This window comes from Pseudomonas sp. FG13, from assembly GCF_057809755.1.
The window spans coordinates 247,482-273,313 of the sequence record NZ_JBMDKO010000004.1 but is presented as its reverse complement, the minus strand read 5'-3'; the positions used below and the strand labels follow the sequence as shown (position 1 = coordinate 273,313).

Sequence of the window (25,832 nt, the reverse complement as noted above, 5' to 3'; positions counted from 1 at the left end):
ACCCACCCAGCACCCGATGCGGCGGTACATTCGACATTGACGCAAGCCGACCCGCCGCTATCGCGAGCTGGCTCGCTCCCACAGGTTCTGTACTTCGCATTGGGTAAATCGCAGGCAAAGAAAAGCCCGGCATAAGCCGGGCTTTTCCCAAACTATCAGCTAATTACTTGGCTTTAGTTTCAGTCTGCGCTTCTACGCGACGGTTAACAGCACGACCAGCTTCAGTGGCGTTGTCAGCAACTGGGCGGGTTTCGCCGTAGCCAACGGACTGAACGCGGGACGCTTCAACACCGTACTGGTTGGTCAGAACTTGCTTAACGGCGTTTGCACGACGCTCGGACAGTTTCTGGTTGTAAGCGTCAGGACCGACGGAGTCAGTGTGACCTTCAACAGTGGTGGTGGTTTCTGGGTACTGCTTCATGAAGTCAGCCAGGTTCTTGATGTCGCCGTAGCTGTTTGGCTTGACGACCGACTTGTCGAAGTCGAATTTCACGTCCAGCTCAACACGTACGGTTTCAGCAGCCGCTGGGCAGCCATCAGCGTCAACGGTTACGTTGGCTGGGGTGTCAGGGCACTTGTCGACGTTGTCGCACACGCCATCGTTGTCGCTGTCGGAGCAGACTTCAGCTGGAGCTGGAACTGGAGCAGCAGCAGGCTTGGAGCCGCCACCGAAGTTCACACCGATACCGACGCTTGGAGCCCACTCGGTGTCGCCCTGGTCGATGTTGTATTGAGCTTCAACGCCGGCACGAGCGTAGAAGTTCTCGGTGAAGTACAGCTTGGCGCCGCCGCCAACGTTGGCGAAGGTCGAACGGTTACGACCGCTCGAGCCGTTCTGACCGATGCTCTGGTCGGAGAAACCGGCCGAGACGTACGGACGCAGCATGTCGCCTGGGTTGTTGAAGTGGTACAGAGCGTCCAGTGCAGTGTTGGCGCCCTTGATGTTACGACCGTCGTCGGAACGAACGTTGTGAACTTCATCGTAGCCCAGACGCAGTTCAACGTCGTCGGTCAGGAAGTAACCAACCGAACCGCCGAACAGGTTGCCGTTGTTCTTGAAGTTACGAGCGCTGTCGAATTGCTCTTTCTTGGCGAAGCCTTCGATTTCAACTGCGCCTTGGCCTTGTGCCAGAGCGCCGAACGAAGTGGCGGCAATAAGAGAACCAATGGCAAAGCCCAAGGTGTTTTTCAGTTTCATCCGTTAAATCCCCATCTGGTGATTGTGAAGCAGTCCCGCAAACCGGGGGACAACTCGGCGGCAAGTCTATCAGAACTTGCCTACACGTAAGAGATATTTGCGCCGAACTAAGTTTCGGCAATGCCTGCAAATTTCTCACGCAGCTTATCGAGAGCGCGCTTGTAACGCATTTTTGTCGCGCTCAAACCCATGTGCATTATGTCTGCGATCTCTTGGAATTCCAGTTCTGCGACAAATCGTAGCACCAGAATTTCACGGTCAATCGGGTTCACATAAACCAGCCAGCGATCGAGTCCACCCTTTTCCTCGGGCTTGGGCGCCTTTTCTTCAGACGCTTCCTCGAGAGGGTCAAGGCTCAAAGCGTCCATCAAGCGACGCTTTCGCCGTTCCTTGCGATACTGTGTGATGCATTCGTTGTAGGTGATGCTATATAGCCATGTCTTGAACTTCGATTTCCCCTCGAAGTTCTTCAGGCCATACAGCACCTTCAACATCACCTCCTGACAGACATCGTCAGCGTCGCGATCGTTCCCCAGATAACGTGCACAAACGTTAAATAATGTTCGCTGGTAACGGCGCATCAACTCTTCGTAAGCACGTGTTACGTGGAACAGCTCCGTATGTGCGCGCGCGACCAACTCCTCATCAGAGAGATCACGGGGGTCATAGCGCGTGGACAGCGATTGGGGTTTGTTCAAAACAAGTCGGGCCGACGGTCTAGGTCAATGTGCGCCGCAGCCTGCGGTAGCAGGCGTTTTGCGGCGGCATACATTAGCAGAGTTTGCCGGGTTAGCGGCTACTCACATGCTGCTCCAGCAGGATCCGATTGGAGAGCGACACCAGTTCGCCCTCCTCGGTCAGCAATGTGGTCTTCACCGTGCCGATCTCCTCGATCTGCCCTTCAACCTCGCCAATCCGCACTTGTTGCCCAACTTCATACAGCTCACGCACATAGATCCCCGCGAGAATCTGCCCGGCGATTTCCCGGCTTCCCAATCCCATTGCCAGCGCAATCGCCAGACCAACGGTAATCAATACGATCACGATCACATGGTTGAGCAGGTCGGTCTTGACCTCCAACTGGCTGATCGCGACAGAAATACTGATGATGATCACCAGGCCCTGGGCTATTCGCCCCAGGCCCGAGGCGTAATCCAGACCTACGCCTTCGGCTGCGCCGCGCACCAGCCCGTTGGCCAATTGAGCCAGCAGTACGCCGACCAGCAACACCAGGGCCGCCCCGAACACCTTGGGCAGGTACAGCGCAAGCATGTCGAGGGTTGCCGAAACCCGCTGCAGTCCCAGGGACTCAGCCGCGGAGACGAGAAAAATCAGCAGCACGAACCAATAGACAATCTTGCCCACCAGGGTCGAGATCGGTACCTGGATGCCGCCACGGGACAGCAACTTGGTCAAGCCCGTGCCGCCCATCAGGCGATCCAGACCCAGTTTGGCGAGCAGCTTGGAAAGCAGCGTGTCCAGCAGCTTGGCCACGACGAACCCCAACAGCACCACCACCAGGGCACCGAAGAGGTTCGGGATGAAATTGGCCACTTTGGTCCACAACGCAGTCATTGCCGCGACGAGGCTCTGGGTCCAGAGATTCAGTTCCATATTCAATCAGCCTTATCAGCGGTGCGGGTGACAGGTTTACGACGGGAAACCGGCGAGACATGGGCCGACCCGTTGTTCAAGGCGATCATCAGCGCGGGCAGCCAACGGCCCAGCAGGCTGAACAGATCACCGGCGCCGACCTGGCGGTTGGCGGTTTTCAGCACACGCCCCAAGCATGCATCGTCATCCCGGCTGGACGGCGAAGCCTTGAGCATGTCGCGCAAAGACTGTTCAAACGGATCGTGCATACGCACCTCTCGTGATGTCTGTGAAAGACGCGATCAAATTTCGTCGGGTCACATGAAACCTGTCACACCCAGCGCAGACGACGGAACAGCCACCACTGTCCCAGGGCCACGCCGGCCATCAGCAGGCAGGCGACCAGAAAGCCGTAGGGGCTTTGGGAAAATGGGATACCGCCGACATTGATGCCCAGCAGGCCCGTGAGAAAACTCATCGGCAGGAAGATCCCGGTGACGATGCCGAAGCGATACATCGTCCGGTTCATGCGCACGGAAAGGCGCCGGTCTTCAGCCTCCAGCACAAGCCCCACGCGCTCTCGGGTCAATTCCAGCTCCTCGAGATAGCGGGTCAGGCTGTTGTTCAATTCATTCCAGTAATCGCCGTCGTCCTCGACGAACCACGGCAGTTTGATTCGCGACATCTGGCCGAAAATGTCCCGCTGCGGCGCCAGGAACCGTTTCAGTCCGGCGGCCCGACGACGAATGTGCAAAATGGCGTCGTGCTCGGGGGTATACCGTTCGTCGGCATCGAGCATTTCTTCTTCGCCATCGACGATTTCCGAGAGCTGGGAAACCAGATCCTGGACCTTGTTGGTCAGGTACTGCGCCATATAAAGGATGAGTTCCGACGCGGTTTTCGGTCCCTTGCCTTCGGCCAGGTGCGCCAGTAGCTCATCGGTGGCGCGCAAAGGACGAAGACGCAGGGAGATCACGCGCTGGGCGGAGGCGAAAATCCGCACCGAAACCATGTCTTCCGGCTCGGCACCCGGGTTGAGGTTGATGCCCCTGAGAAACAGCAGCAGCTCGGCTTCGGGCAACGACAACAGGCGCGGCCGGGTATTTTCCTCAAGCAGCAGATCGCAGTTGAACTCGCTCAGTCCGCTGGATTTACGCAGCCAGGTATGGGTCTGCGGATGGCTGCGATCCCAATGCAGCCACAGGCTTTCGTGCGCCTGCAACTGCAGATCGTCGAGCTCGGTCCGGGCAATCGAACGTGCGCCGCCCTTACCGTCCAGCACCAGGGCATGCACCAGCCCCCACTGCGCGTTTTCTTCCTCGAACATCCTCATCCCTTACGGCTTTGACGCTTCATTCAGGCATTTTCAACGGGCTTGGCGAGACGATCACGCCGTTATTGTCCGCATAGACATATTCACCCGGACGAAACGTCACGCCGGCAAAGGTCACGGCAACGTTAAGATCACCGATACCACGCTTGTCGGTTTTCATGGGATGGCTGGCGAGGGCCTGGACACCGAGATCGGTCTGGGCGATGACATCCACGTCGCGGATGCAGCCGTAGATCACCAGCCCTTCCCAGCCGTTTTTCGCCGCTTTCTCGGCCAGCATGTCGCCCAACAGCGCCCGGCGCAGGGAGCCCCCACCGTCGACGACCAGTACCTTACCGTCGCCCTTGAGTTCGACCTGCTCCTTGACCAGGGAGTTGTCCTCGAAGCACTTGATGGTCACGATTTCACCGCCAAACGAATCGCGGCCGCCGAAATTGCTGAACATCGGTTCCAACACCTGCACCAGGTCCGGGTAGGCATCGCACAGGTCGGGCGTGAGGTAATGGTTCATCGAACAACTCCTGGAAGGCTGGAACGTCAGACTGGATGAGCAACCGTTTGTGACCGGAACCGTTTAACGCGTCATATCTTATCCGCAAGCCGACCAGAGCGAAATGCCCTTCGCCTCAAACCGCCTCGGCCAGAACCGGCAGGGTTGCCGGCACAGGGATGCTCTGCTCCTCCAGCCAACGCGCCACCAAAGGCCAGACCTCGGCCTGGGCAGCCTTGCTGACCAGCATCTCCACATGACCGAAATCGTCACCGAAGCCATGCTCCCGGCCCAGGCAGACAAACTGCTTACGCTCGGCCCCCATCTGTTCGAAGAGCTTGCGGCAAGCCCAGGTCGGATCCTGATGATCGCCGGCGGCGCTCACTGCGAGCACTGGCACTTGCACCTCAGCCAGCCCAGCCCACCAGTCCTTCTCGGCATCGCCGAACCGTCCGAACAAGCCGTACCAACGCATGCTCTCCAGGGCCAGGCCGATGGGTTCGTCCTCCGGGCCGCGCTTGAGTCGGGAGCCGGACAACTGCGCAAAACGCTTGAGGATGAACCGTCCGCCCCACTCCACGGGTGGAATTTTCAGCGGCCAGTAGGTGCGGCTGACCTGGGTGCCGAAGAACGCCGCTGACGCCACGGCCGGTTCGCCCAGATAGTGGCCACCCAAGGCTGCCGCCAGGGTGATGCCGCCCAGGGAATGGCCGAGCCAGTGCGGCACTTGTCCACTCTGCTCGCGCACGAAGGCGCCGATGGCCGGCAAGTCATAGCGGGCATAGTCGGCCACGCGATTGTTGCGGTAACCCTGGTTGCGCTGGGACAGCCCATGGCCGCGCATCTCGGGAACCCACACATCGAATCCCAACCGCGTCAGATACACACCCAGGCCCAGCCCCTTGGGCGAGTACCAGAAGCGCCGGTTGGAGAAGCTGCCGTGCAACAGGATCACCGGGACGCCGCGGACCTGTCCGGCGTCGGCCATGCCCAGGCGGGTGACAGCCAGTTCGACGCTGGGGTCCGGGCTGTTGCCGGGTTTCAGCCGGTAGACATCTTCGCTCAGATCGCCACGCCGCTCGGCGCTGATCAGGGCGACAGGAAAAAGGTTGCTGCTGCTTTGCATAATACTCTTGCACAAAAAAGGGCGGCTTCCGACAGGAGCCCGCCCTACTTAAATCAAAGGGGCTTGGCGACAAAGTCTTGTGGGAGCGAGCCTGCTCGCGAATTCAGTGGATCAGGCCCATTGATGGCGACTGACACAGCGCTTTCGCGAGCAGGCTCGCTCCCACAGATTTGCAGCTCAACTCATCGGCATTGCCGTTAGATGCCCCGCTCCACTCAGGCCGCGCCCTGGCCCTCGGCCAGGAAGAACCAGGTTTCCAGTACGGAGTCCGGATTCAACGACACGCTTTCGATGCCCTGCTCCATCAGCCACTTGGCCAGGTCCGGGTGGTCCGAAGGGCCCTGGCCGCAGATGCCGATGTACTTGCCTGCCTTGTTGCAGGCGGCAATGGCATTGGCCAGCAGCTTCTTGACCGCCGGGTTCCGCTCATCGAACAGGTGCGCAATGATCCCGGAGTCGCGGTCCAGGCCCAGGGTCAACTGGGTCAGGTCGTTGGAGCCGATGGAGAAACCGTCGAAGAACTCCAGGAACTCTTCCGCCAGGATCGCGTTGGAGGGCAGTTCGCACATCATGATCACCCGCAGGCCGTTCTCGCCACGGGCCAGGCCGTTTTCCGCCAGCAGGTCGACCACCTGGCTCGCTTCACCCAGGGTGCGCACGAACGGCACCATGATCTCGACGTTGGTCAGGCCCATGTCATTGCGTACGCGCTTGAGGGCACGGCATTCGAGTTCGAAGCAGTCACGGAACGTCTCGCTGATATAGCGCGAAGCACCGCGGAAGCCCAGCATCGGGTTTTCTTCTTCCGGCTCGTAGAGCTTGCCGCCGATCAGGTTGGCGTATTCGTTGGACTTGAAGTCCGACAGGCGCACGATGACCTTTTTCGGCCAGAACGCCGCCGCCAGGGTGCTGATACCTTCCACCAGCTTCTCGACATAGAAACCGACCGGATCGTCGTAGCCGGCAATGCGCTTGTCGACGCTGTCCTTGATCTCTGGCGGCAAGCCGCTGTAGTTCAGCAACGCCTTGGGGTGCACGCCGATCATGCGGTTGATGATGAACTCCAGGCGGGCCAGGCCCACGCCGGCGTTCGGCAACTGCGCGAAGTCGAAGGCACGGTCCGGGTTGCCGACGTTCATCATGATCTTGAACGGCAGCTCCGGCATGGCGTCCACGGAGTTCTTCTTGATGTCGAAGCCCAGCTCACCTTCGAAGATGTAGCCGGTATCGCCTTCGGCGCAGGAAACGGTCACGCCCTGGCCGTCCTTGAGCAACTGGGTGGCGTTGCCGCAACCCACCACCGCCGGGATACCCAGTTCACGGGCGATGATCGCCGCGTGGCAGGTACGGCCGCCACGGTTGGTGACGATGGCGCTGGCGCGCTTCATCACCGGCTCCCAGTCCGGGTCGGTCATGTCGGAGACCAGCACGTCGCCGGCCTGGACCTTGTCCATTTCCGAGACGTCCTTGATGATCCGCACCTTGCCGGCGCCGATGCGCTGGCCGATGGCACGGCCTTCCACCAGCACGGTGCCGGTTTCCTTGAGCAGGTAGCGCTCCATGACGTTGGCCTGGGTGCGGCTCTTCACGGTTTCCGGGCGGGCCTGCACGATGTACAGCTTGCCGTCGTCACCGTCCTTGGCCCATTCGATGTCCATCGGGCACTTGTAGTGCTGCTCGATGATCATCGCCTGCTTGGCCAGCTCGCTGACTTCGGCGTCGGTCAGGCAGAAACGGGCGCGCTCGGCCTTGTCCACATCGACGGTTTTCACCGAACGACCGGCCTTGGCTTCGTCGCCGTAGATCATCTTGATGGCCTTGCTGCCCAGGTTACGGCGCAGGATGGCCGGGCGACCGGCCTGCAGCGTGCCTTTATGGACATAGAACTCGTCCGGGTTGACCGCGCCCTGTACGACGGTTTCACCCAGGCCGTAGGCGCCGGTGATGAACACCACGTCACGGAAGCCCGACTCGGTGTCGAGGGTGAACATCACGCCGGCGGTGCCGGTTTCGGAACGGACCATGCGCTGCACGCCTGCGGACAGGGCGACCAGCTTGTGGTCAAAGCCCTGGTGCACGCGGTAGGAAATGGCACGGTCGTTGAAAAGGGAAGCGAAGACTTCCTTGGCGGCGCGGATGACGTTTTCCACACCACGAATGTTCAGGAAGGTTTCCTGCTGGCCGGCAAAGGAAGCGTCTGGCAGGTCTTCGGCGGTGGCCGAGGAGCGCACGGCGACAGCGATGTCGGGGTTGCCTTCGGAGAGCTTGGCGAAAGCGGTACGGATTTCGCTGTTCAGTTGCTCGGGGAATTCGGCTTCCATGATCCATTGGCGGATCTGGGCGCCGGTCTTGGCCAGGGCATTGACGTCATCGACATCCAGGGCATCGAGCGCATCGTGGATCTGCTTGTTCAGGCCGCTCAGTTCCAGGAAATCACGATAAGCCTGAGCTGTCGTGGCGAAGCCACCCGGCACCGATACGCCGGCACCGGCGAGGTTACTGATCATCTCGCCCAGGGATGCGTTCTTGCCCCCCACATGCTCCACATCATGGACGCCGAGCTTATCGAGGGAAACTACGTACTCTACCAAGGTGATCTCTCCACTAACTGTGTTGGAAAAGCTCAAGGCACCGGCGACTCCTGGGGAGCGTTGGCCGGCGATATGGCCTGGACCTGGAAAATAAGTGAGAATGCTGGCCATTGGCGGCCGGCAAATCGCGCCTATCATATCCAAGAAACGCTATTAGCTTAAGGCCCAAGGTGCAAATGAAACGATCTGCTTTCTTTATCTCCGATGGTACCGGCATCACCGCCGAAACCCTGGGCCAAAGCCTACTGGCGCAGTTCGAAAACATTACCTTCGCCAAGCTGACACGTCCGTACATCGACAGCGTCGACAAGGCGCGGGCGATGGTACAGCAAATCAATAAAGCCGCCGAAACCGACGGCTTTCGCCCGATCATCTTCGATACCATCGTCAATCAAGACATCCGTGAGATTCTCGCAACGTCCAATGGTTTCATGATCGACATTTTTTCTACCTTCCTGGCCCCCCTGGAGCAGGAGCTGAGCGAGCATTCTTCCTACTCGGTCGGCAAATCCCACTCCATCGGTCACAACTCCAATTACATGGAGCGGATCGAGGCGGTCAACTTCGCGCTGGACAACGATGACGGCGCCCGCACGCATTATTACGACAAGGCCGACCTGATCCTAGTGGGGGTGTCGCGTTGTGGTAAGACACCGACGTGTCTGTACATGGCGATGCAGTTCGGCATCCGCGCGGCCAACTATCCGCTGACCGAAGAAGACATGGAACGCCTGCAACTGCCCAGCGCCCTGCGCGCCCATCAGCACAAGCTGTTCGGCCTGACCATCGACCCGGACCGCCTCACCGCGATCCGCAACGAGCGCAAGCCCAACAGTCGCTATTCGAGCTACGCCCAGTGTGAATTCGAAGTGCGCGAGGTGGAAAACCTGTTCCGACGGGAAAACATCCCCCACATCAACTCCACGCATTTTTCCGTGGAGGAGATTTCGGCGAAGATCCTCGTGGAGAAAGGTGTAGAGCGGCGGTTCAAGTAGCCGCGGACACCCTGCGAGCCCCGTGGGAGCAAAGCTTGCTCGCGATTGAGGCCAGTCAGTCGACAACGGCTTAGGCTGGTTCGCCGCTATCGCGAGCAAGCTTTGCTCCCACGGGGATGGGCTTGACCAGCCTGCATTGGGCAGCCAGCACCCTGACCTAATGCTTCAACCGTTAGCCCAGTGACTTGTGCATCGCAATGGCCGCGACACCGCAGATGGCAAACGCCTTGGCGCTTTGCTCAAACCCCAGGCGGCGATAGAACCCATAGCTAGTGCTTGTGCTGTTGAGGCGAATCCGGGCGAGCCCGCGGCCACGCAACCACGCCTCGATGTCCTGCACCAGCGCCCGCCCGGCCCCGCGCCGAAACCACTCCGGCTGCACATAGCAGAACGCGATCCGACCACTGACCGACGCCATCGCGACGCCCACCGGTCGACCATGCAGACGCGCCAGGGTCAGGCGCAATCGCGGATCGACCACCCAGGGGCGAATACACGCGGGGGTATTGTTGCGGGTCCAGGCGGCCACGATGCGCGGGTCGTTACGGTGTTCTGCGGCACAACCGACCCGGATGGAGCGCTCGGCGATCCGGCTGACGATGCCGGCATCGCCGGGCGCGGCGGTACTGATTTCGATGAACGTGTCCATGACGCTGTTTTCCTCAGTCCTTGAGTCGAGCTGAAAAAAACATAGACCCGGATAAGCCGGGGGCGCCAATGAGAATGATTGCAGGAAACTACAAGGTAGCGTCCTTGCAGCGTGTCGCTATGAAACCTGCACCGGCATCGTCAACTCCACCCGCAACCCATCCGGGCGGCTGTCGAAATGCAGGCCGCACCCACAACGCTGGACGATGGCCTGGACGATCGCGAGCCCCAGGCCGCAACCGGTGCTCTGGCCGTTGCGCCAGAAGCGCTGGGTCAGGTGCTGGATATCATCGGCGGCAATGCCGGGACCATGGTCGCGAACCCGGAAACGGACCCGCTGCCCAATCATCTCCAGACTGAGTTCCACCACGGTATCCTCCGGGGTATGACGCAGCGCGTTATCCAGCAGGTTGCGCAACGCAGCGATGGAAAGCACCGCCGGCATCTGCACCGGTGCATCGGACACCCCAGGAGAGACCAGCAGACTGATTCGCCCGGAATCGCCATTGGCCGCGTCATGGATCGCCAGCCGCGCGACCTGTTCGGCGTTGCATTGCACCCCATCGTCGAAGGACAGGCTGCCCTCCACCCGAGCCAGCAACAGCAACTGCTCGAGTGTGCGATGCAATCGGTCAGCGCCCTCCTCGGCCCGAGCCAGGGACTGGTCACGTGCGACCCCTTCGGTCATGCGCGCCACTTGCAGGTGAGTCTTGATGGCCGTCAAAGGGCTGCGCAGTTCATGGGCCGCATCGCCGGTCAGCCTGCGCTCGCGCTCGATGGTCTTGCCGATACGCTGGAACAGCTGATTCTGGGTTTCCAGCAGGGGGCGCAGCTCACTGGGCAATGGATGGATCTGGAGAGGTTCCAGGGAGTCGGCATTGCGGCGCATCAGCGCGTCGCGCATACGGTTAAGTGGCGCCAGGCCCTGGCCAATGCCCAGCCACAGCAGGCACAGGCAGCCGAGCAACGCCACTCCCACCGGCACCGAGGCTGCCAACAGAATCGACAGGTTCAGGGCTTCCCGTTCGGTCTGGCGGTCGGCGGTGGTAATGCGCACATCGCCCCGGGCCAGGGTGAAGCTGCGCCAGGGCACGCCGTCGATCATCTGGTCGTGGAACCCCATTTTCTCGGCTTCCAGGACCTGCTCCGGCGTACCATGGCTGCGAGCCAGGATTTCGCCCCGCAAGGAGCTGACCTGGCAGGCCATGCCCCCGGGGATGCTCAACTGCTCGGCGCTGAAATGCGTGCCCTCGCCCTTGCTCGGCAGCGGCGGCAATTGCTCCAACAGTCCTGCGACCATCCGCGCCGACGCCACCAGCCGCTGATCAAGGGAAAACATCATCTGGTTGCGCAGATCGCTGAGCATCCACGCCGCCGCCAGGGCCCAGATCAGAATGAAGGCCGCGCCCAGGGTCAGGCTCAGGCGCAATCGCAAGCTCATCACTTGGAAGGTTCTCCACCATCGGCCGGTCCCAGGCGATAACCCAGCCCGCGTACCGTCTCGACAATCCCGTTGCCGAGCTTGCGCCGCAGGTGATGGATGTGGACGTTGAGGGCGTTGCTTTCCAGTTCGTCATTGAAGCCGTACACGCTGTCCTTGAGCTGCTCGGTGGACAACACCCGGCCACGGCTGTGCAACAGCGCCTGCAACAGTGACTGCTCACGCCTGGATAGATCCACCGGCTGGCCATCCAGGAGGGTTTCGCGGCTGCTGGGATCGTAAGTCAGGCGACCGTGCTCGATCAGGTTGACGCTACGACCCGCCACGCGGCGCAACAACGTGTGCAGGCGCGCCGCCAGCTCCCGCAGGTCGAAAGGCTTGAGCAGATAGTCATCGGCGCCGGCTTGCAAACCGTCCACCCGATCGGTCACCGAATCCCGCGCGGTGAGGATCAGCACCGGAATCTCCAGCCCTTGCTGGCGCAATTGCTTGAGCAGTTTAAGACCATCCTCATCGGGCAGCCCCAGGTCCAGCACCATGACATCGAACTCGGCCACGCCGATCATCGCCCGCGCCGCCGAGGCCGACCCCACGTGCTCGACGGTCAGGCCCTGGGCCGTAAGACCGGCGACGATCCCGCTGGCGATCAGTTCATCGTCTTCGCAAACCAGTACACGCATGGTAAGCCTCGTGGAAAAAGGTACATTAGGCCGCCGGCCGATTAAGCCGACATTATGCGACGAGAGTGGCAAACATGGGCGATCATTGCTGCAGACCGGCCCTCGCCGTTTAATCGACGGTTAATCGCCAGCCGCCATCGTGCTATCCACTTGCTTCGTTCTAAGGCTTTATCCATGCGTCGATTGTTTTTGCTGTGGCTGCTGTTGATTTCGGGCCTGGCCCAGGCCGCCAATCCCTTCGAAACCAAACCCGATTTCCTGCCGGTGGAAAAGGCCTTCGTGTTTACGTCCGAACGCCTGGATTCCGGTGAGACCCAGCTCTTCTGGCAGATCGCCGATGGGTACTATCTCTATCAGAAGCGACTCAAATTCGATGGCCTTGCCGACGCGCAGAAACCGAAGCTCCCGGCGGGAGAAGCCCACAGCGATGAGTTTTTCGGCGACCAACAGGTCTATCGCCAAGCACTGGAGTTGAAGATTCCGGCGGGCGCCACCGGCAAGATCAAAGTGGGTTTCCAAGGCTGTGCCGACGCAGGACTGTGCTACCCACCCCAGACCCAGGTGGTCGACCTGGGCGGTGGTTCCCCTGCGGTGGCCAAAGGCGAAGCGCCGGACCAGGCCCTGGCCAGCGGCCTGCAACAACGGGCGTTGGGCTGGAGCCTGCTGGTGTTCTTCGGCCTCGGTCTGCTGCTGGCGTTCACGCCGTGTTCCCTGCCGATGCTGCCGATCCTCGCCGGGCTGGTCGTCGGCAGCGGTGCCGGGCCTCGACGCGGCCTGGCTTTGGCGGGCAGCTACGTGATCAGCATGGCCCTGGTATACGCCGCCATGGGCGTGCTTGCCGCGCTGCTGGGCGCCAACCTGCAGGCCTTGCTGCAACAGCCGTGGCTGCTGGGCACCTTCGCCGCGGTGTTCGTGGTGCTGGCGCTGCCCATGTTCGGTTTCTTCGAATTGCAACTGCCGCCCGCCTTGCGCGACCGCCTGGAGAATGCCGGGCGTCAGCGCCGCGGCGGCAGCCTGGTGGGCGCCGGAGTTCTCGGCGCACTGTCCGGCCTGCTGGTAGGTCCCTGCATGACCGCCCCGCTGGCTGGCGCGTTGCTGTACATCGCCCAGAGCGGTAACGCGTTGCACGGCGGCCTTATCCTGTTTGCGATGGGCATTGGCATCGGCCTGCCACTGTTGTTGCTGGTAACCGTGGGCAACCGCTTCCTGCCCAAACCCGGCGCCTGGATGGACCTGGTCAAGGGTATGTTCGGCTTCCTGTTCCTGGGCACCGCGCTGCTGATGATTCGTCCAGTCATCGACGGCTCGCTGTGGATCGCACTGTGGGGTGTGCTGTTGTTGATCGCCGCCTACAGCGCTTGGCGCCAGACCGAAGGGTTCGGCCGCATGGCCTATGCCTGCGGCAGCGCGTCACTGCTGTTTGGCCTGTGGGGCAGCGCGCTGCTGGTGGGTGCTGCCGGTGGCAGCGACGATTTCCTCCAGCCCCTGAAGATCTACACCGGCGCCCAGGGCAGCGCGAGCGTCAGCGCCCACGACGCCTTCATCACGATCAGCGAGCCTGCCGTCCTGCAACGGGAACTGGATGCGGCCAAGGCCCAGGGGCAGTGGGTGCTCGTGGACTATTACGCCGACTGGTGCGTGTCCTGCAAAATCATGGAAAAACAGGTGTTCGGCCGCGCCGAAGTGCTGAACGCCTTGGCGGACGTCCGCCTGCTGCGCCTCGACGTGACCGCTGACAACGCCGCCAGCCGCGAACTGCTGAGCCGCTATCAGGTACCCGGGCCGCCCAGCCTGCTGTGGATCGGCGCCGACGGTGAAGAGCGCCGCAGCCAGCGCATCACCGGGGAAATCGATGCCAAGGGCTTCCTGGAGCGCTGGAACAGCACCCGGGACGCGAACTGATGCTGACGCTCACCTTGGGCACCTTTGCCATCGCCCTTAACCACCTGTTGCTGATCAGTGCCCTGGCGCTGGCGACCTTCGTGGGCTGGCGGGTGGCCAAGCGCGGTGGCCAGAACCCCGAGTCGGTGCTTTTCATGCTGTTCCTGCTGGGGCTCCTGGCCGCGCGGATCAGCTTTGTCGTCGCCTATTGGAGCCATTACCAGAACGATCCATGGCAGATCGTCGACTTGCGCGACGGCGGCTTCCTGGCCTGGCCAGGCGTTGTGGCATTGGTAATCGGGACATTGCTGTGGGCCCGACGTCGACCGGCCCTGCGCCGGCCATTGGGTTTTGGCGTCGGCAGCGGCCTGCTGTTCTGGCTGGTGGCGACGATGGCGCTGACGATCTATGAACAGGGCACCCGATTGCCGGACATCGACCTGCGCGACGCCAACGGACAGACCGTGAAACTCACCGATTATCAGGGCGGCCCCCTGGTGATCAATCTCTGGGCCACCTGGTGCCCGCCCTGCCGGCGTGAAATGCCGGTGCTGGAAGAAGCCCAACAACAGCGTCCGGACCTGACCTTCCTGTTCGTCAACCAGGCCGAAAGCATGCAGAGCGTCAGCACCTACCTCGCTACCCAGGGCCTGAGCCTGGACAACATCTTGTTCGACGGCAGCGGTCGCCTCGGCCAGGCCGTGGGTTCCATGGCGCTGCCGACGACGCTGTTCTATAGCGCCGACGGCCGTCTGCTGGGCAGTCATCTGGGTGAACTGTCGGAGGCAAGCCTGGCCCGAGCCCTGGAAAACTTCGAAACGCCGGGTTCAACCACGGCATCCCACCCCGCCACAAGGAAACAGCCATGCCTCGCCTCCGCCACCTGCTGACCCTGGCCGTCGCCACGGCGCTGTTGCAAGCGCCGCTGCTACAGGCCGAAGAACTGCCGGCAGCCATCCAGAAAATCGAAGCCAAGGGCGCGAAGATCGTCGGCACCTTCGAGGCACCGGATGGGCTACGCGGCTACGCGGCGCAATACCAGAACCGCGGCATGGCGCTGTACCTGACCCCGGACGGCCAGCACGTCCTGCTCGGCAACCTGTATGACGCCGACGGCAAGGACCTGAGCGCCGAGCCGCTGCAAAAACTGGTCTATGCACCGATGGCGAAGGAAATCTGGGCAAAAATGGAGGCGAGCAACTGGATCGCCGACGGCAACAAGGACGCACCGCGCACCGTGTACCTGTTCAGTGACCCCAACTGCCCGTACTGCAACATGTTCTGGGAACAGGCCCGGCCATGGGTCAAGGCCGGCAAGGTGCAGTTGCGTCACATCATGGTGGGCATCATCCGCGAAGACAGTCCCGGCAAATCCGCCGCGCTGCTGGCGGCCAAGGACCCGCAAAAAGCCCTGGAAGACCATGAGAAATCCGGCAAGGGCAGTACGCTCAAGCCCCTCAAGGACATACCGCCCGCCGTTCAGGCCAAGCTCGACGCCAACCAGCAGTTGATGGACGAACTGGAGCTGTCCGCCACCCCGGCGATTTTCTACCTGGATGACAAAGGCGGGCTGCAACAGCAGCAAGGCGCCCCATCACCGGACAAGCTGGTGAAGATTCTCGGACCGAAGTGATGTGGATCGAGCCGCCCCTTTCACGAGCAGGCTCGCTCCCACATTGGCCTGCTGAAACCGGACCTCTGTGGGAGCGAGCCTGCTCGCGATTGCGCAGGGTCAGCTACGCAAAAACTCAAGCAATGCCTCGGTAACGAACCCCGGATTCTCCAGATTGGAAATGTGCCCCGCCTCCGGAATCAGCACATGGGGACAACCGATCAACTCGGCCATTTCCAGAGACTCGGAGGGTGGCCGCGGCTTGTCCTGGTCACCGCACATCACCCAGGTGCTGCTGGCATCCAGCTCACCCAGGCGCGGCAGGATATCGTCCCGGCCAAAAATGATCCGTCCCAACGGCACGATGCTGTCGCGCAGACGATCGGCCGGCAGCGCGGCCAGTGTCGCGCGAAATTGCCGGTACAGCGGCGACTGCGGATCGATGCCAGGCCGGAAGAAGATCGGCACGACAATATCCAGCAACGGTTCGGGAATGCTGCCGCTGGCTTCGATCTTGTCGAACAACGAGAAGTAATACAGCCGCGTTGGCTCCGGTTCGACGCCCACATAAGTGTCCATCAACACCAGCGCCTGGAGCCGTTTCGGCGCCGTCAACGCCAGCCGCGCGCCCCACATCCCGCCCACCGAAAGCCCCACCAGACTGAAGCGATCGATGTCCAGATGATCCATCAACCCCAGGACCTGGCGAGCCAGGTCGTCCAAGGAACTCATGCCCTCGGGCAAACGTCCGGATTGACCATGGCCCCACAGGTCCGGGGCGATCACCCGGTAATGCCGCGACAATGCCTCGATCTGCGGCGCCCACATGCCGTGGTCCCACAAATAGCTGCTGCCCAGTATCACCACCGGGCCGTGGCCCTGGTCCAGATAATGAAGAGGTTGTCCGTCAAGAGTTGCAAAGGGCATCGATGACCTCCTTGTTTGCACGTGAAAAAACCTGGCCAGACTGACGTGCTGTAAGCCAAGCCGTCAATCGCCGAGGCCATCGGATTTGCGACAGGCACCTGTAAGGTCTGACAGTAGACCGACTCGGTTGCCGGCGATAGCGTGAGGTTTCACAACAATCGGTGGAGACCCAACCATGACAAAAGTCGAGCTCGAAGCTTTCGCTCAGGAGCAGATCGACCTCCTGAGACCGAAAGCTGTCAACACAGACCGGGCGTCCGGACAAAGAGCCAAAGCAAAGCTGCTCTTTTTTTAAGCGCTACTGGCTGCGTGTAGCCACACGCAGACACAGGAACAGTTCGGCTTGATGGATGCGGTCAATGACACCTTCCAGAAAATCGGCGCGTTTGCACCCGGTGATGTCTTTTTCAATCAGCCTGAAAAATGCTGCTCGCTTTATCGCGCCGATTCGCCGGCCTGAAGCCATCGCCAGGCGTGAGCAAGGAGCCCCTGAGACTGCGGTCAATGAACGTGTGATGGCACCAGCGCGATCTGGTAAGGCTTGAAAATCGCCAGCAGTTGACCGTTATCCCGAAGCTTCTGCAGCAACTGTCCAAACACTTCACTGGTGATCGGCGCCTGCGGCCGAATCAGGGCATAGTGGTGGTAAACCTGATCGATACGCTCGGACACCAACAGCTGGGGGCCGACCTCAGGATTGCGCAATATGTAATCGTTCAGGTACGAACGGGTCACCAGGGCGATGTCCGCACGCCCCCGCAATACCATCAACAGGTTGCTGTCGTGGGAGTACGTCAGCGTGGCGTTGTACTGCCCAACCAGGAACTTGGGGTCGGCGTTGAACTCGGCAAAGGCGTAGTGGTAGCCGCTGAACAGGGCCAGGCGCTTGCCCCTGAGGTCGGCGAAATAGCTCTGCTGGCGATCCGGCTGGCGCTGGGTGACGAAGACTTCCGCATCCTCAAGCCCCATGTCCACTGCGGTATGAGGTACATCCTTCCAGCCCCAGTCGGGGTTCTCGAAGATCGCCATATCGACCCGGCCTTGTTTGAAATCATTGAAACGGCGTGGAATCGACGTGGGTACCAGTTCGAACTGATAATCGGTCTGGGAGTGATTCAGGGCTTCGACCAACTGCGGCAGCAGGCCGGTGTCGGCGCCGTTCTCGGGGCGCACGGTATAAGGCGGGAAATGCGCGGCTCCGATCCTGACCAGTTGCGCCGCCGAGACCGGCATCATCAGAAAGACAGCCAGTGTAGCGAGCAAAACACGCAAGCTCTTACCCTTCGGCGAAAACATCAAGGCCACCACTCCCCCAAAAGTCCATCCATACATTCAAGCTAGGCGGTTTCAGCCACTTAGCCAGCTCCACGACCACTTAAAGAAGCCGTACGATTATTGTTTTTCTTCCAGCACCAGGATCAGCGCTTGCTCGGCCAACTGGTCGAGGCTCAGGCTGCCCTCGGCGCGAAACCAGGTGGTGGTCCAGGACAACGCGCCAGTGAGAAAACGCCGGGTAATGAACACGTCCCCGCGAATATACCCGGCATCCTTGGCCTGGCCCAATACCTCGAGCCACAAGTCTTCGTAAATATCCCGCAAGGCCAATACTTGCCGTTGTCCCTCCTGGGACAGCGAGCGCCACTCGTAGACCAATACCGCCATCGCCTCGCCGGTGCCCCCCATGATCGACTGCAATTCGCAGCGGATCAGCGCGAGCACCCGTTCACGCACGTCGCCCGCCTCGGCCAGCGCCGCGCGCATCAAGGCGGTGTTGTAGCGGATGGTTTCTTCCATCACCGCCCGCAGGATCTCGTCCTTGCTTTTGAAGTGGTGGAAAATGCTGCCGGATTGAATACCCACGGCGCTTGCCAAGTCGCGCACCGTGGTGCGTTCGAAGCCTTTGTTGCGGAACAGGTGGGCGGCGGTCTGGAGCAGTTTGCCGCGAGCACTGTCCGGGTCGGTCAATTGTCCGAGACCAACCAGCTCATGCATCACCGTCAGGGCTTTTCGCTCGTCCACCCATTCTCTCCCGCAATCGTCGTGGCGCCGGCAATTTAAGCTGAGCCGGCCACCCAAGCAAGCGCTCGGGCAGAAGTTACGTGCACGAATCAGTCCAACCCCCCTAGGCGAACGTAACGCGTTTGACTACGCTCAAAGCCATCTGCACGCCGATACCGGGAAGCCCGCGATGCCTCAATGGCTGGTAATTGATCTGGAGGCCACCACCGATGAAGGTGGCTGGCCGGTAGCCGAAATGGAAATTATCGAGATCGGTGCCACGCTGGTGAACCGTGACGGGCGCGAGCTGGATCACTTCCAGCGTTTCGTACGCCCCCTGAGACGCCCGCTGCTCACGCCCTTTTGCCGCGAGCTGACGCACATTACCCAAGCCAATATCGACAGCGCAGCGCCCATCTCGGAGGTCTGGCCTGCATTCGAACACTGGCTGGCGCCCTACCACGCGAACCTGGGTGGCTGGGTCAGTTGGGGTGACTACGACCGCAAGCAGCTGCTCCAGGAATGGCAGCAGCAACAGTTGCACAGTGTTCTCGCCCGCGTGCCCCACATGAACCTCAAGCAACGCTTTGCCAAGGCCCGTCGACTCGAACGGCCGCTGGGGCTTAACGGGGCGCTGCAACTGGCCGGCCTGCAGTTTTCCGGTCAACAACACCGCGCCCTGGAAGATGCGCGCAACACGGCAAGGTTATTGCCCCTGGTGCTGGCGGACTGATCTGTCCCGCCACAGATGACGAGTGTTGAAGCCTTGTGCATACTGGCCGGCCTTTTTCAGCCCTTTTTTCGAGGAATCGCCCATGTTCAAAGTCAACGAGTACTTCGACGGCACCGTCAAGTCGATCGCTTTCGGCACGGCTGAAGGCCCTGCGACCATCGGCGTCATGGCGCCGGGCGAATACGAATTCGGCACGGCCCAGCGGGAAATCATGCACGTTGTGTCCGGCGCCCTGACCGTGAAACTGCCCGGCAGCACCGAATGGGAAACCTTCGCGGCCGGCAGCCGGTTCAATATACCGGCCGACAGCAAGTTCCAGCTCAAGGTGGCGGTGGACACGGCCTACCTGTGTGAATACCGCGCGTAGGAGCTGTCTAGTGCAACGAGGCTGCGATCCTGTCCCTGGCAGTTGAGTCTTTAGCGAAAGACCGATAATCAAAAGATCGCAGCCTTCGGCAGCTCCTACAGAGGGCTGCGCAGGATTTACTCGAGCACTTCAACCGGCATGCCGACTTCAAGCTGGCCATTGCTGTCATTGACCAGGTTCTGACCGAACATCGGACCGTCCGGTGTCGAACGATACTGCTGCAAAGTGGCGAAAGGCTCGCGGCTCGGATCGCGCTCGCCAGTCTGCGGGTCCACCGTGGTCATGATGCAACGCGAGCAGGGTTTGACCACCCGGAACTCCACATCGCCGATACGGATGCGCTTCCACCCATCCTCGGCAAACGCCTGGCTGCCTTCGACCACCAGGTTGGGACGAAAGCGCAACATCTCCATCGGACGACCGACCCGACTCGACAGATCCTGCAACGAGGCCTGGCCAATCAGTAGCAACGGGAATCCGTCGGCGAAAGCAACCTTGTCGTCGTCCTTGCCATAACCGGCTGCCGTGGTGCGCGCCAGCTCCACCGGCACATGTACCAGGCGGGTGGCATTGCCGATGAATTCGCTGACCCAGGCCCCCGCCTCGTCACCGGCATCCGGCACACGCAGGGTATCGCGCCAGATGATCACCCCACGGCGTTGCTCTTCTTGGGCAGATGGCAGCGGCACATCGATGCTGCCGTAACCCGGCGCGCTGAGGGTCAGGCCACCCGCCTCGTTCCACAGTGCCGAGAGCTGGCTCATCTTCGCCACGGCCCGCTGGGTCAGGAATCGCCCACTGGCTTCATCCACCAGCATCCAGCGCCGGTCACCGTCCAAGCCGAGCTTGTCCAGGCCAATCTCCTGCAAAGACTGGCCCTTGCCGGACTTCAACGGATAACGGTACAGCGCGCTCAGACGCAACATGGTCAGCTCTCGGACGATGGAAAAACGCCACCATATACGAGCCAGCCATCGAAGCAAACCACGATCAGTTTCAGTCGAGCATCAGTCGCTGGCGCACCACATCGACCAGTTTGTCCGGCTGGAATTTGGAGAGGAAGTTGTCACAACCGACCTTCTTGACCATCGAGTCGTTGAAGCTGCCGGACAGCGAGGTGTGCAATACCACGTAGAGCCCACGCAAACGCGGGTCGTTGCGGATTTCGGTGGTCAGGCGGTAACCGTCCATTTCCGGCATTTCCGCGTCGGTGAAGATCATCAGCAATTTGTCGGTCATCACCTCACCACTGTCGGCCCAGGCCTTGAGCATGTTCAGGGCCTTCAAGCCGTCACCGGCAACGTGCATCTTTATGCCCAACTGCCCGAGGGTGTCGCGCAGTTGCGAGAGCGCGACTTTAGAGTCGTCCACCAGCAGCACTTCGCGCCCACGGGCACGTTCCAGCACCGGATCCTCGAGTTTGTCCCGGGAAACCTTGGCGTTGTAAGGCACGATTTCGGCAAGGACTTTTTCCACGTCGATGATTTCAACCAACTGATCGTCCACCTTGCTGATGGCGGTCAGGTAGTGTTCACGGCCAGCACTGCCCGGGGGTGGCATGATCGCTTCCCAGTTCATGTTGACGATGCGGTCCACACCACCCACCAAGAACGCCTGAACCGAGCGATTGTATTCAGTCACGATAATGGTGCTATTGGCCCCCGGCACCAATGGACGCATGCCGATAGCCTGGGACAGATCGATCACCGGCAACGTCTGGCCCCGCAGGTTGACCACGCCACAGACAAATGGATGACGCTGCGGCATCAGGGTCAACTTGGGCAGTTGCAACACCTCCTGGACCTTAAACACGTTAATGGCGAACAATTGCCGGCCCGCCAGGCGAAACATGAGAATTTCCAGGCGATTCTCACCCACTAGCTGGGTTCGTTGATCTACTGTGTCGAGAATGCTGGCCATCGATGACTCCTGGGATTGTTCGGATGAATCCAATAGAACAGCTATCGGCCGCCCAGACCGGATCTTGACCCCTGCCAGAAATACCTGCGCGAAGGATTGATATCACCTTAACATCATGCTTTACTGCGTTCACCTTCTCATTCCACCGGTTTTCTCCGCTGCGCGACCTCGTTTTGCGCACAAAGTTCCCCTGCCTAAGGGATTCCCCTAGGCACAATCAGGTCCAACCTGATATTCCCGCTATCCAATAGCCATTAATGTGACGCCATTCTCATTGCTGAACGGAGTCAGGCCTTTGTGCGCGACCGCAGGACATCGGACTTCCAGCCTTTCGGCCGATCCCGCCAGTGCAATTGCTTGCAGGCTCGTCCTTACCCAAGGCAAAGGCGCAACGACGCAGGTTCGTTCGTTGCCGACCGCTCGGTTCCGTCGTTCGCCTCAAGCGGTCTCCTTTCGCCTGACATGATGTTGTGGAGATAAGCATGCCAAACGATCGTAAGAATTGGCTCCAGCGCTTTCCCGAGTTCCTGACCGAAGCCGAGACACTGTTGGCCAAGTCGGAGGAATGCCTGAGCCACCTGCAGTTGATCAACAACGACAAGGACGCGATCGATTGCATGCTCAGCACCCTGCTGAAGTTGGCAAACAAGGCCAATGCCTTGGCGCTGGAAACCGTTTCGGAGTTTTCGCTGCATATCCATGGCCTGCTCAGCCATGCACAACACCACATGGAATTGCATGATCAAGCCCTGGAGGCGTTGAAGGATTGCTTCACGCTGATGGCATGGCAACTTGAACTGGTCGACCCTACCACCGGCCAGCTCGGCCTGGACAACAGCGAGCAGACCTCGTTGATCGAAGCATTTGCACTCCAGGTGGGCCAGAATCCCTGCGAGATATTGACCGCAGCACCTCCGCTGAGCCTGCTTACCTATTCACAGAAACAAGCGTGATACCGACGATGCCGGCCCAGCTCGACGCGCCTGCTCCACGGCGCTTTCAATACGCCATGCCGAGCGCGACCAACCATGGATGAAGTGGTACTATGTCTCGCGTCAGACGCTTCAAAACAGCGGCAAGAAATGCCGTCGATCTGAAGCCAACCTCGACCTGAACCATTTACCGACCCGGGCCGTCCCATGTGCTGACCGGCTCGCCCGCAGCGAACATTCATTGGCTCCATCCGTCATGTACGCCAGCCTCAAGTCATTCATCACCTGGCCACCTTCCCGAGAAAACGCCCGCCGGTTCACACTGTTTCTGTGCACCTGCTCGACCCTCGGCTGCCTGCTGACCTATCTGTCTGCCCGTGCGTTGCCATTGAGCTTGCTGATGTTGAACATCGCGGCCCTGGCCTGTGTCTGGGTCCGGTACCAGCTGTCGCGAAAGTCCATCAAGTTCCAACCCGAGGAGTTGGCCGACCGGTTGCTCGAAGTCCAGGAAAACGAACGCCATCGACTCAGTCGCGAATTGCATGACGACATTGGCCAGCTTCTGACGGCGGCGAAACTGCAGAGCGAATGGCTCAAGCGCCGGGTGCCGGACGAATTGCAAGCGCAGTGCTCGATCCTCTGCGAAACCCTGGACGAAACCCTCGATAAAGTCCGCGACGTTTCGGCCATTCTCAACCCGAGGCAGTTGACCAGCCTCGGGCTTGAAGCCAGTCTGCGTGCGCACCTGCTCAAGACATTGGCCAATACCCCGATAAAATGGAGCCTCGACTGCCAGCAGCGCATGACGGGCATCCCGGAGGAAATGTCAGTCGCCGCCTTTCGAATCACCCAGGAAGCGGTCACCAACGTCTTGCGCCATGCCCAAGCGAATAATCTGCTGGTGCGCCTGCAACGCCTGCCCGAGGGCTTGCTCTTGCTGATCCACGATGACGGTCATGGATTTGTCCCCGCGCCCCACCCCGCCCGCGAAGGACAACGCGGCATGGCCGGCATGTCGGAGCGAGTCGAGCAGTTGGGCGGCACGCTGAAAGTCATCAGTGAAGCCGGCAAAGGCACGCACATCGAAGCCCGTTTCCCCTGGGCACCTCGCGCCCTGGCACGGGCCGGTAAAAATAAGGTTCTCCATTGACTTGTAATTTGCTTCTGGTAGACGACCACTCACTGATCCGCGCTGGTGTGCGCGCACTGATCATGGACCTACCCGGCTATGCCGTCATCGGTGAAGCCAGCGACGGCGCACAGCTGCCGGCGCTGGTCGAACGGCTGGATCCCGATATCGTGCTGCTGGATATTTCCATGAAGAACACCAGCGGCCTGGATGCCCTGCGCGAGCTCAAGCAGGTACGGCCACGCAGCAAGGTGCTGATCCTGTCGATGCACACCGATCCGGCGCTGATCATGCAGGCGCTGGAATCCGGTGCCCATGGGTATCTGCTCAAGGACACGACAGCCACCGAGCTGGAACACGCCCTGAACGCATTACGCAACGACGAGCATTACTTGAGCCCCGCCATCGCCCATACGGTGATCAACCAGGCCCTGACCCGTACCCAGCAGAAGCACCAACCTTCTCCGGCCCAGACCCACAATCTGACGGCACGCCAGCTGGAAATCCTGCGGCTGATCGTGCGTGGCAAATCCACCCGCGAAATTGCCAACGGCCTGAGCCTGAGCATCAAGACCGTGGAAACCCACCGGGCCCAGATCATGAAGCGCCTGCAGATCCATGACGTGGCCGGACTGGTGCTTTTCGCGGTGCGAGAGCAGATCATCAGCCTGGACGATTGAGCGCCGCCGAGGCCGCCAGCAAAGGCGAATCGGGCGGCAAATGGACACGCAGCGCCTTCGGACGCACCGTAAACCGCAGGCTGTCGACCTGCAAGGGTTCGCCATCCAGATTTATGTCCAGGCCCTGGGCGACCTTGATTTCCACCCATGGCAAGCGTGCCCGCACGAACATGTTGTCGATGCCCAGGCCACCAGCCAGCAAGTCCTTTAGCGTACTGACCACCTCCTGAGGGGCGGGCAGGATACTGATGTCCAGCAATCCGTCATCGACCAATGCCTGGGGACACAACTCATGGCCTCCTCCGGCCTGCCGGCCATTACCAATGCCCAACGCCAGGAGATCGCCCCGCCAATTGAACCCCGGCCCCTGCAACTCGCCATAGGCCGCACTCAGCTCACTGAAGCGCGTGAGTCCGGTGAACAGGTAAGCGGCTCCCCCCAACACCTTTTTAAGCTCTTCAGAGGTATTCGCAGTGACCTGGCTGCCGAAGCCGCCCGTGGCCATGTTGAGGAAGATCCGTCCGCCGACCTCTCCCAGATCGATGGGGTGCGGCTCAACGTCCAGCAGATCCAGCGCTCGATCCGGTTCCAGCGGGACCCCGACCGCCCGGGCAAAATCATTGGCAGTTCCCAGGGGCAGCAACACCAGACTGGCATCGCTGGAGTGTAGGGCCATCGCTTCGGCGATATCACGCAAGGTTCCGTCACCGCCACCGGCGATCAGTCGCGTATAACCGGCTTCCAGCGCCTCTTCGACACACCGTCGGGCATCGCCCGCCTCCCAGGTCAGTCGTACCGCCAGGTCCCAACCCTGCTTGCGCCTGAGCATCACTGCGGCGCGAACCTCTTCGTTGAGCGCTTGCTTGCCATGCAGAATCAATAGCGCCTTGCCTTTGCTCATCCCGATCTCCGTCATTGGAAGGTTCCAGGGATTGGGACCGCGCATTCGGCTGAAAAAGCCCTTGCCGCGTCAATTTTTTCACAAGAAAAGCCGCTACCCGGTCCACGGATAAACGGCCAGCGCCCCATCGGAGCGATGCCGCTGCACTCAAAGAGTTTTCTTACAAGACTTGGCGAATCAGCTCAATTGACCCTCCAGCAGTATTGAGACACCTTGGCATTCTGTTGTGCTGGACCGATAAAAACACTTATTACACAAGGAAGTGCTAACCCATGGATGGATACGTCACGGCCCGCAAGGGACGGATCAGTGGTTCGAACAGTTATGGCCAAAGGGATGAAGCGTCCCATGCATAGCCATGAATACAAGCTGTCACCTCGTCAATTCGCACCTATCGGAGGCGAGCGGACCGATGCTCAGAACGAATGCAAAAGTTGCAGTAATCCCGTTGGAGGAATTGATTTGGAACCGCGCGTCGTTGAACTGGAAACCCACCTTAAGTACATCCGTCGAGACATGGATGAAATCCGCACCGATGTGAAGGTGATCCGACACAGACTGGCCTATTCGGCCGGTGCGGCGGCGGTGATCGTCGGCCTCCTGGGCTGGATCGCGAACAGCCGTTTCGATCAACTGGTGATGCTGCTGTCGCGATAA

The 25,832-nt window shown here is 60.6% G+C and carries 27 protein-coding genes; 10 read left to right on the top strand and 17 right to left on the bottom strand.

Annotated elements, in window-relative coordinates; all coding sequences use genetic code 11:
- Positions 1 to 163 precede the first annotated feature (163 nt).
- From ACODTO_RS06495 to ppsA, 8 genes are all read right to left on the bottom strand, one after another.
- Complete coding sequence (locus ACODTO_RS06495) at positions 164 to 1,198, bottom strand: OmpA family protein (RefSeq protein ID WP_139646929.1); 1,035 nt, start codon at positions 1,196 to 1,198, stop codon at positions 164 to 166.
- Between the two features lie 107 nt (positions 1,199 to 1,305).
- The gene (gene sigX / locus ACODTO_RS06490; protein ID WP_025212681.1) at positions 1,306 to 1,896 is read right to left on the bottom strand and encodes an RNA polymerase sigma factor SigX; all 591 of its coding nucleotides are present in this window, start codon (positions 1,894 to 1,896) and stop codon (positions 1,306 to 1,308) included.
- Between the two features lie 91 nt (positions 1,897 to 1,987).
- Positions 1,988 to 2,812 (bottom strand): mechanosensitive ion channel family protein, encoded by an 825-nt coding sequence (locus ACODTO_RS06485; protein WP_139646931.1) that lies wholly within the window; start codon positions 2,810 to 2,812, stop codon positions 1,988 to 1,990.
- A 2-nt stretch (positions 2,813 to 2,814) separates the two neighbouring features.
- Positions 2,815 to 3,060 (bottom strand): hypothetical protein, encoded by a 246-nt coding sequence (locus tag ACODTO_RS06480; protein WP_014337331.1) that lies wholly within the window; start codon positions 3,058 to 3,060, stop codon positions 2,815 to 2,817.
- Positions 3,061 to 3,122: 62 nt separating this feature from the next.
- The gene (locus ACODTO_RS06475) at positions 3,123 to 4,118 is read right to left on the bottom strand and encodes a zinc transporter ZntB (protein WP_175385731.1); all 996 of its coding nucleotides are present in this window, start codon (positions 4,116 to 4,118) and stop codon (positions 3,123 to 3,125) included.
- A gap of 25 nt (positions 4,119 to 4,143) precedes the next feature.
- On the bottom strand, positions 4,144 to 4,635 hold the full coding sequence (gene rraA, locus ACODTO_RS06470; protein WP_139646933.1) for a ribonuclease E activity regulator RraA: 492 nt from the start codon (positions 4,633 to 4,635) through the stop codon (positions 4,144 to 4,146).
- 115 nt (positions 4,636 to 4,750) lie between these two features.
- Entirely contained in the window at positions 4,751 to 5,740 is a 990-nt protein-coding gene (locus tag ACODTO_RS06465) for an alpha/beta fold hydrolase (RefSeq protein WP_489106106.1), read from the bottom strand.
- A 215-nt stretch (positions 5,741 to 5,955) separates the two neighbouring features.
- The gene (gene ppsA / locus ACODTO_RS06460) at positions 5,956 to 8,331 is read right to left on the bottom strand and encodes a phosphoenolpyruvate synthase (RefSeq protein ID WP_139646937.1); all 2,376 of its coding nucleotides are present in this window, start codon (positions 8,329 to 8,331) and stop codon (positions 5,956 to 5,958) included.
- A 176-nt stretch (positions 8,332 to 8,507) separates the two neighbouring features.
- Between ppsA and ppsR the strand changes: the two genes are divergently transcribed.
- A complete protein-coding gene (ppsR, locus tag ACODTO_RS06455; RefSeq protein WP_024776743.1) occupies positions 8,508 to 9,326 on the top strand; it encodes a posphoenolpyruvate synthetase regulatory kinase/phosphorylase PpsR in 819 nt (272 codons plus the stop codon).
- A 172-nt stretch (positions 9,327 to 9,498) separates the two neighbouring features.
- Here ppsR and ACODTO_RS06450 read toward each other — a convergent pair whose 3' ends face one another.
- The 3 genes from ACODTO_RS06450 to ACODTO_RS06440 form a co-directional block, all read right to left on the bottom strand.
- Positions 9,499 to 9,975 carry a GNAT family N-acetyltransferase gene (locus tag ACODTO_RS06450; RefSeq protein ID WP_489106105.1) on the bottom strand — a complete coding sequence of 159 codons (477 nt, stop codon included), beginning with the start codon at positions 9,973 to 9,975 and terminating at the stop codon, positions 9,499 to 9,501.
- 117 nt (positions 9,976 to 10,092) lie between these two features.
- Positions 10,093 to 11,418: a sensor histidine kinase gene (locus ACODTO_RS06445; protein WP_489106104.1), complete on the bottom strand. Its 1,326-nt coding sequence runs from the start codon at positions 11,416 to 11,418 to the stop codon at positions 10,093 to 10,095.
- A complete protein-coding gene (locus ACODTO_RS06440; RefSeq protein ID WP_047701500.1) occupies positions 11,415 to 12,095 on the bottom strand; it encodes a response regulator in 681 nt (226 codons plus the stop codon). Before ACODTO_RS06440 ends, ACODTO_RS06445 begins: the two co-directional genes overlap by 4 nt.
- A gap of 174 nt (positions 12,096 to 12,269) precedes the next feature.
- Between ACODTO_RS06440 and dsbD the strand changes: the two genes are divergently transcribed.
- Genes dsbD through dsbG form a run of 3 tightly spaced genes read left to right on the top strand, consistent with a single transcriptional unit; the run spans position 12,270 to position 15,609 of the window.
- Positions 12,270 to 13,997, top strand: coding sequence for a protein-disulfide reductase DsbD (dsbD, locus tag ACODTO_RS06435; protein WP_175385734.1), 1,728 nt, complete (start codon positions 12,270 to 12,272; stop codon positions 13,995 to 13,997).
- Complete coding sequence (locus tag ACODTO_RS06430) at positions 13,997 to 14,866, top strand: TlpA family protein disulfide reductase (protein WP_489106103.1); 870 nt, start codon at positions 13,997 to 13,999, stop codon at positions 14,864 to 14,866. Before dsbD ends, ACODTO_RS06430 begins: the two co-directional genes overlap by 1 nt.
- Positions 14,842 to 15,609 carry a thiol:disulfide interchange protein DsbG gene (gene dsbG / locus ACODTO_RS06425; protein ID WP_489106102.1) on the top strand — a complete coding sequence of 256 codons (768 nt, stop codon included), beginning with the start codon at positions 14,842 to 14,844 and terminating at the stop codon, positions 15,607 to 15,609. The genes ACODTO_RS06430 and dsbG overlap by 25 nt, the downstream gene beginning before the upstream one ends.
- A gap of 99 nt (positions 15,610 to 15,708) precedes the next feature.
- Here dsbG and ACODTO_RS06420 read toward each other — a convergent pair whose 3' ends face one another.
- The 3 genes from ACODTO_RS06420 to ACODTO_RS06410 all read right to left on the bottom strand — a co-directional run bounded on the left by ACODTO_RS06420 (position 15,709) and on the right by ACODTO_RS06410 (position 18,534).
- The gene (locus ACODTO_RS06420) at positions 15,709 to 16,515 is read right to left on the bottom strand and encodes an alpha/beta fold hydrolase (RefSeq protein ID WP_139646949.1); all 807 of its coding nucleotides are present in this window, start codon (positions 16,513 to 16,515) and stop codon (positions 15,709 to 15,711) included.
- Between the two features lie 501 nt (positions 16,516 to 17,016).
- Positions 17,017 to 17,811, bottom strand: a complete 795-nt coding sequence (locus tag ACODTO_RS06415) for a substrate-binding periplasmic protein (protein WP_489106101.1) — start codon at positions 17,809 to 17,811, stop codon at positions 17,017 to 17,019.
- 96 nt (positions 17,812 to 17,907) lie between these two features.
- Positions 17,908 to 18,534, bottom strand: coding sequence for a TetR/AcrR family transcriptional regulator (locus ACODTO_RS06410; protein ID WP_241801777.1), 627 nt, complete (start codon positions 18,532 to 18,534; stop codon positions 17,908 to 17,910).
- 169 nt (positions 18,535 to 18,703) lie between these two features.
- On the opposite strand from ACODTO_RS06410, the gene ACODTO_RS06405 reads away from it, so the two are divergent.
- Positions 18,704 to 19,246, top strand: a complete 543-nt coding sequence (locus ACODTO_RS06405; protein ID WP_139646957.1) for a 3'-5' exonuclease — start codon at positions 18,704 to 18,706, stop codon at positions 19,244 to 19,246.
- A gap of 82 nt (positions 19,247 to 19,328) precedes the next feature.
- On the top strand, positions 19,329 to 19,613 hold the full coding sequence (ppnP, locus tag ACODTO_RS06400) for a pyrimidine/purine nucleoside phosphorylase (protein WP_489106100.1): 285 nt from the start codon (positions 19,329 to 19,331) through the stop codon (positions 19,611 to 19,613).
- Between the two features lie 116 nt (positions 19,614 to 19,729).
- Here the strand turns inward: ppnP and ACODTO_RS06395 are convergent, their stop codons facing one another.
- The gene (locus tag ACODTO_RS06395; RefSeq protein ID WP_139646962.1) at positions 19,730 to 20,539 is read right to left on the bottom strand and encodes an MOSC domain-containing protein; all 810 of its coding nucleotides are present in this window, start codon (positions 20,537 to 20,539) and stop codon (positions 19,730 to 19,732) included.
- Positions 20,540 to 20,609: 70 nt separating this feature from the next.
- Positions 20,610 to 21,533, bottom strand: a complete 924-nt coding sequence (locus tag ACODTO_RS06390; RefSeq protein ID WP_139646964.1) for a chemotaxis protein CheV — start codon at positions 21,531 to 21,533, stop codon at positions 20,610 to 20,612.
- A 482-nt stretch (positions 21,534 to 22,015) separates the two neighbouring features.
- On the opposite strand from ACODTO_RS06390, the gene ACODTO_RS06385 reads away from it, so the two are divergent.
- The 3 genes from ACODTO_RS06385 to ACODTO_RS06375 all read left to right on the top strand — a co-directional run bounded on the left by ACODTO_RS06385 (position 22,016) and on the right by ACODTO_RS06375 (position 24,274).
- The gene (locus ACODTO_RS06385) at positions 22,016 to 22,486 is read left to right on the top strand and encodes a hypothetical protein (RefSeq protein WP_139646966.1); all 471 of its coding nucleotides are present in this window, start codon (positions 22,016 to 22,018) and stop codon (positions 22,484 to 22,486) included.
- A 235-nt stretch (positions 22,487 to 22,721) separates the two neighbouring features.
- Positions 22,722 to 23,615, top strand: a complete 894-nt coding sequence (locus tag ACODTO_RS06380) for a sensor histidine kinase (RefSeq protein WP_489106110.1) — start codon at positions 22,722 to 22,724, stop codon at positions 23,613 to 23,615.
- Positions 23,612 to 24,274 carry a response regulator transcription factor gene (locus tag ACODTO_RS06375; protein WP_139646968.1) on the top strand — a complete coding sequence of 221 codons (663 nt, stop codon included), beginning with the start codon at positions 23,612 to 23,614 and terminating at the stop codon, positions 24,272 to 24,274. Before ACODTO_RS06380 ends, ACODTO_RS06375 begins: the two co-directional genes overlap by 4 nt.
- Here ACODTO_RS06375 and yegS read toward each other — a convergent pair.
- Positions 24,258 to 25,175 carry a lipid kinase YegS gene (gene yegS / locus ACODTO_RS06370; RefSeq protein WP_489106099.1) on the bottom strand — a complete coding sequence of 306 codons (918 nt, stop codon included), beginning with the start codon at positions 25,173 to 25,175 and terminating at the stop codon, positions 24,258 to 24,260. The genes ACODTO_RS06375 and yegS overlap by 17 nt on opposite strands.
- A gap of 348 nt (positions 25,176 to 25,523) precedes the next feature.
- Here yegS and ACODTO_RS06365 point away from each other — a divergent pair, with 348 nt between their 5' ends.
- The gene (locus ACODTO_RS06365) at positions 25,524 to 25,832 is read left to right on the top strand and encodes a hypothetical protein (protein WP_231983244.1); all 309 of its coding nucleotides are present in this window, start codon (positions 25,524 to 25,526) and stop codon (positions 25,830 to 25,832) included.

Excerpts from the sequence above, each read along its gene's own strand:
- ACODTO_RS06495 (WP_139646929.1), bottom strand. The coding sequence starts at position 1,198 with ATGAAACTGAAAAACACCTTGGGCTTTGCCATTGGTTCTCTTATTGCC.
- ACODTO_RS06485 (WP_139646931.1), bottom strand. The coding sequence starts at position 2,812 with ATGGAACTGAATCTCTGGACCCAGAGCCTCGTCGCGGCAATGACTGCG.
- ACODTO_RS06480 (WP_014337331.1), bottom strand. The coding sequence starts at position 3,060 with ATGCACGATCCGTTTGAACAGTCTTTGCGCGACATGCTCAAGGCTTCG.
- ACODTO_RS06475 (WP_175385731.1), bottom strand. The coding sequence starts at position 4,118 with ATGTTCGAGGAAGAAAACGCGCAGTGGGGGCTGGTGCATGCCCTGGTG.
- rraA (WP_139646933.1), bottom strand. The coding sequence starts at position 4,635 with ATGAACCATTACCTCACGCCCGACCTGTGCGATGCCTACCCGGACCTG.
- ACODTO_RS06465 (WP_489106106.1), bottom strand. The coding sequence starts at position 5,740 with ATGCAAAGCAGCAGCAACCTTTTTCCTGTCGCCCTGATCAGCGCCGAG.
- ppsR (WP_024776743.1), top strand. The coding sequence starts at position 8,508 with ATGAAACGATCTGCTTTCTTTATCTCCGATGGTACCGGCATCACCGCC.
- ACODTO_RS06450 (WP_489106105.1), bottom strand. The coding sequence starts at position 9,975 with ATGGACACGTTCATCGAAATCAGTACCGCCGCGCCCGGCGATGCCGGC.
- ACODTO_RS06440 (WP_047701500.1), bottom strand. The coding sequence starts at position 12,095 with ATGCGTGTACTGGTTTGCGAAGACGATGAACTGATCGCCAGCGGGATC.
- dsbD (WP_175385734.1), top strand. The coding sequence starts at position 12,270 with ATGCGTCGATTGTTTTTGCTGTGGCTGCTGTTGATTTCGGGCCTGGCC.
- ACODTO_RS06430 (WP_489106103.1), top strand. The coding sequence starts at position 13,997 with ATGCTGACGCTCACCTTGGGCACCTTTGCCATCGCCCTTAACCACCTG.
- dsbG (WP_489106102.1), top strand. The coding sequence starts at position 14,842 with ATGCCTCGCCTCCGCCACCTGCTGACCCTGGCCGTCGCCACGGCGCTG.
- ACODTO_RS06420 (WP_139646949.1), bottom strand. The coding sequence starts at position 16,515 with ATGCCCTTTGCAACTCTTGACGGACAACCTCTTCATTATCTGGACCAG.
- ACODTO_RS06415 (WP_489106101.1), bottom strand. The coding sequence starts at position 17,811 with ATGTTTTCGCCGAAGGGTAAGAGCTTGCGTGTTTTGCTCGCTACACTG.
- ACODTO_RS06405 (WP_139646957.1), top strand. The coding sequence starts at position 18,704 with ATGCCTCAATGGCTGGTAATTGATCTGGAGGCCACCACCGATGAAGGT.
- ppnP (WP_489106100.1), top strand. The coding sequence starts at position 19,329 with ATGTTCAAAGTCAACGAGTACTTCGACGGCACCGTCAAGTCGATCGCT.
- ACODTO_RS06395 (WP_139646962.1), bottom strand. The coding sequence starts at position 20,539 with ATGTTGCGTCTGAGCGCGCTGTACCGTTATCCGTTGAAGTCCGGCAAG.
- ACODTO_RS06390 (WP_139646964.1), bottom strand. The coding sequence starts at position 21,533 with ATGGCCAGCATTCTCGACACAGTAGATCAACGAACCCAGCTAGTGGGT.
- ACODTO_RS06385 (WP_139646966.1), top strand. The coding sequence starts at position 22,016 with ATGCCAAACGATCGTAAGAATTGGCTCCAGCGCTTTCCCGAGTTCCTG.
- ACODTO_RS06380 (WP_489106110.1), top strand. The coding sequence starts at position 22,722 with ATGTACGCCAGCCTCAAGTCATTCATCACCTGGCCACCTTCCCGAGAA.
- yegS (WP_489106099.1), bottom strand. The coding sequence starts at position 25,175 with ATGAGCAAAGGCAAGGCGCTATTGATTCTGCATGGCAAGCAAGCGCTC.
- ACODTO_RS06365 (WP_231983244.1), top strand. The coding sequence starts at position 25,524 with ATGCATAGCCATGAATACAAGCTGTCACCTCGTCAATTCGCACCTATC.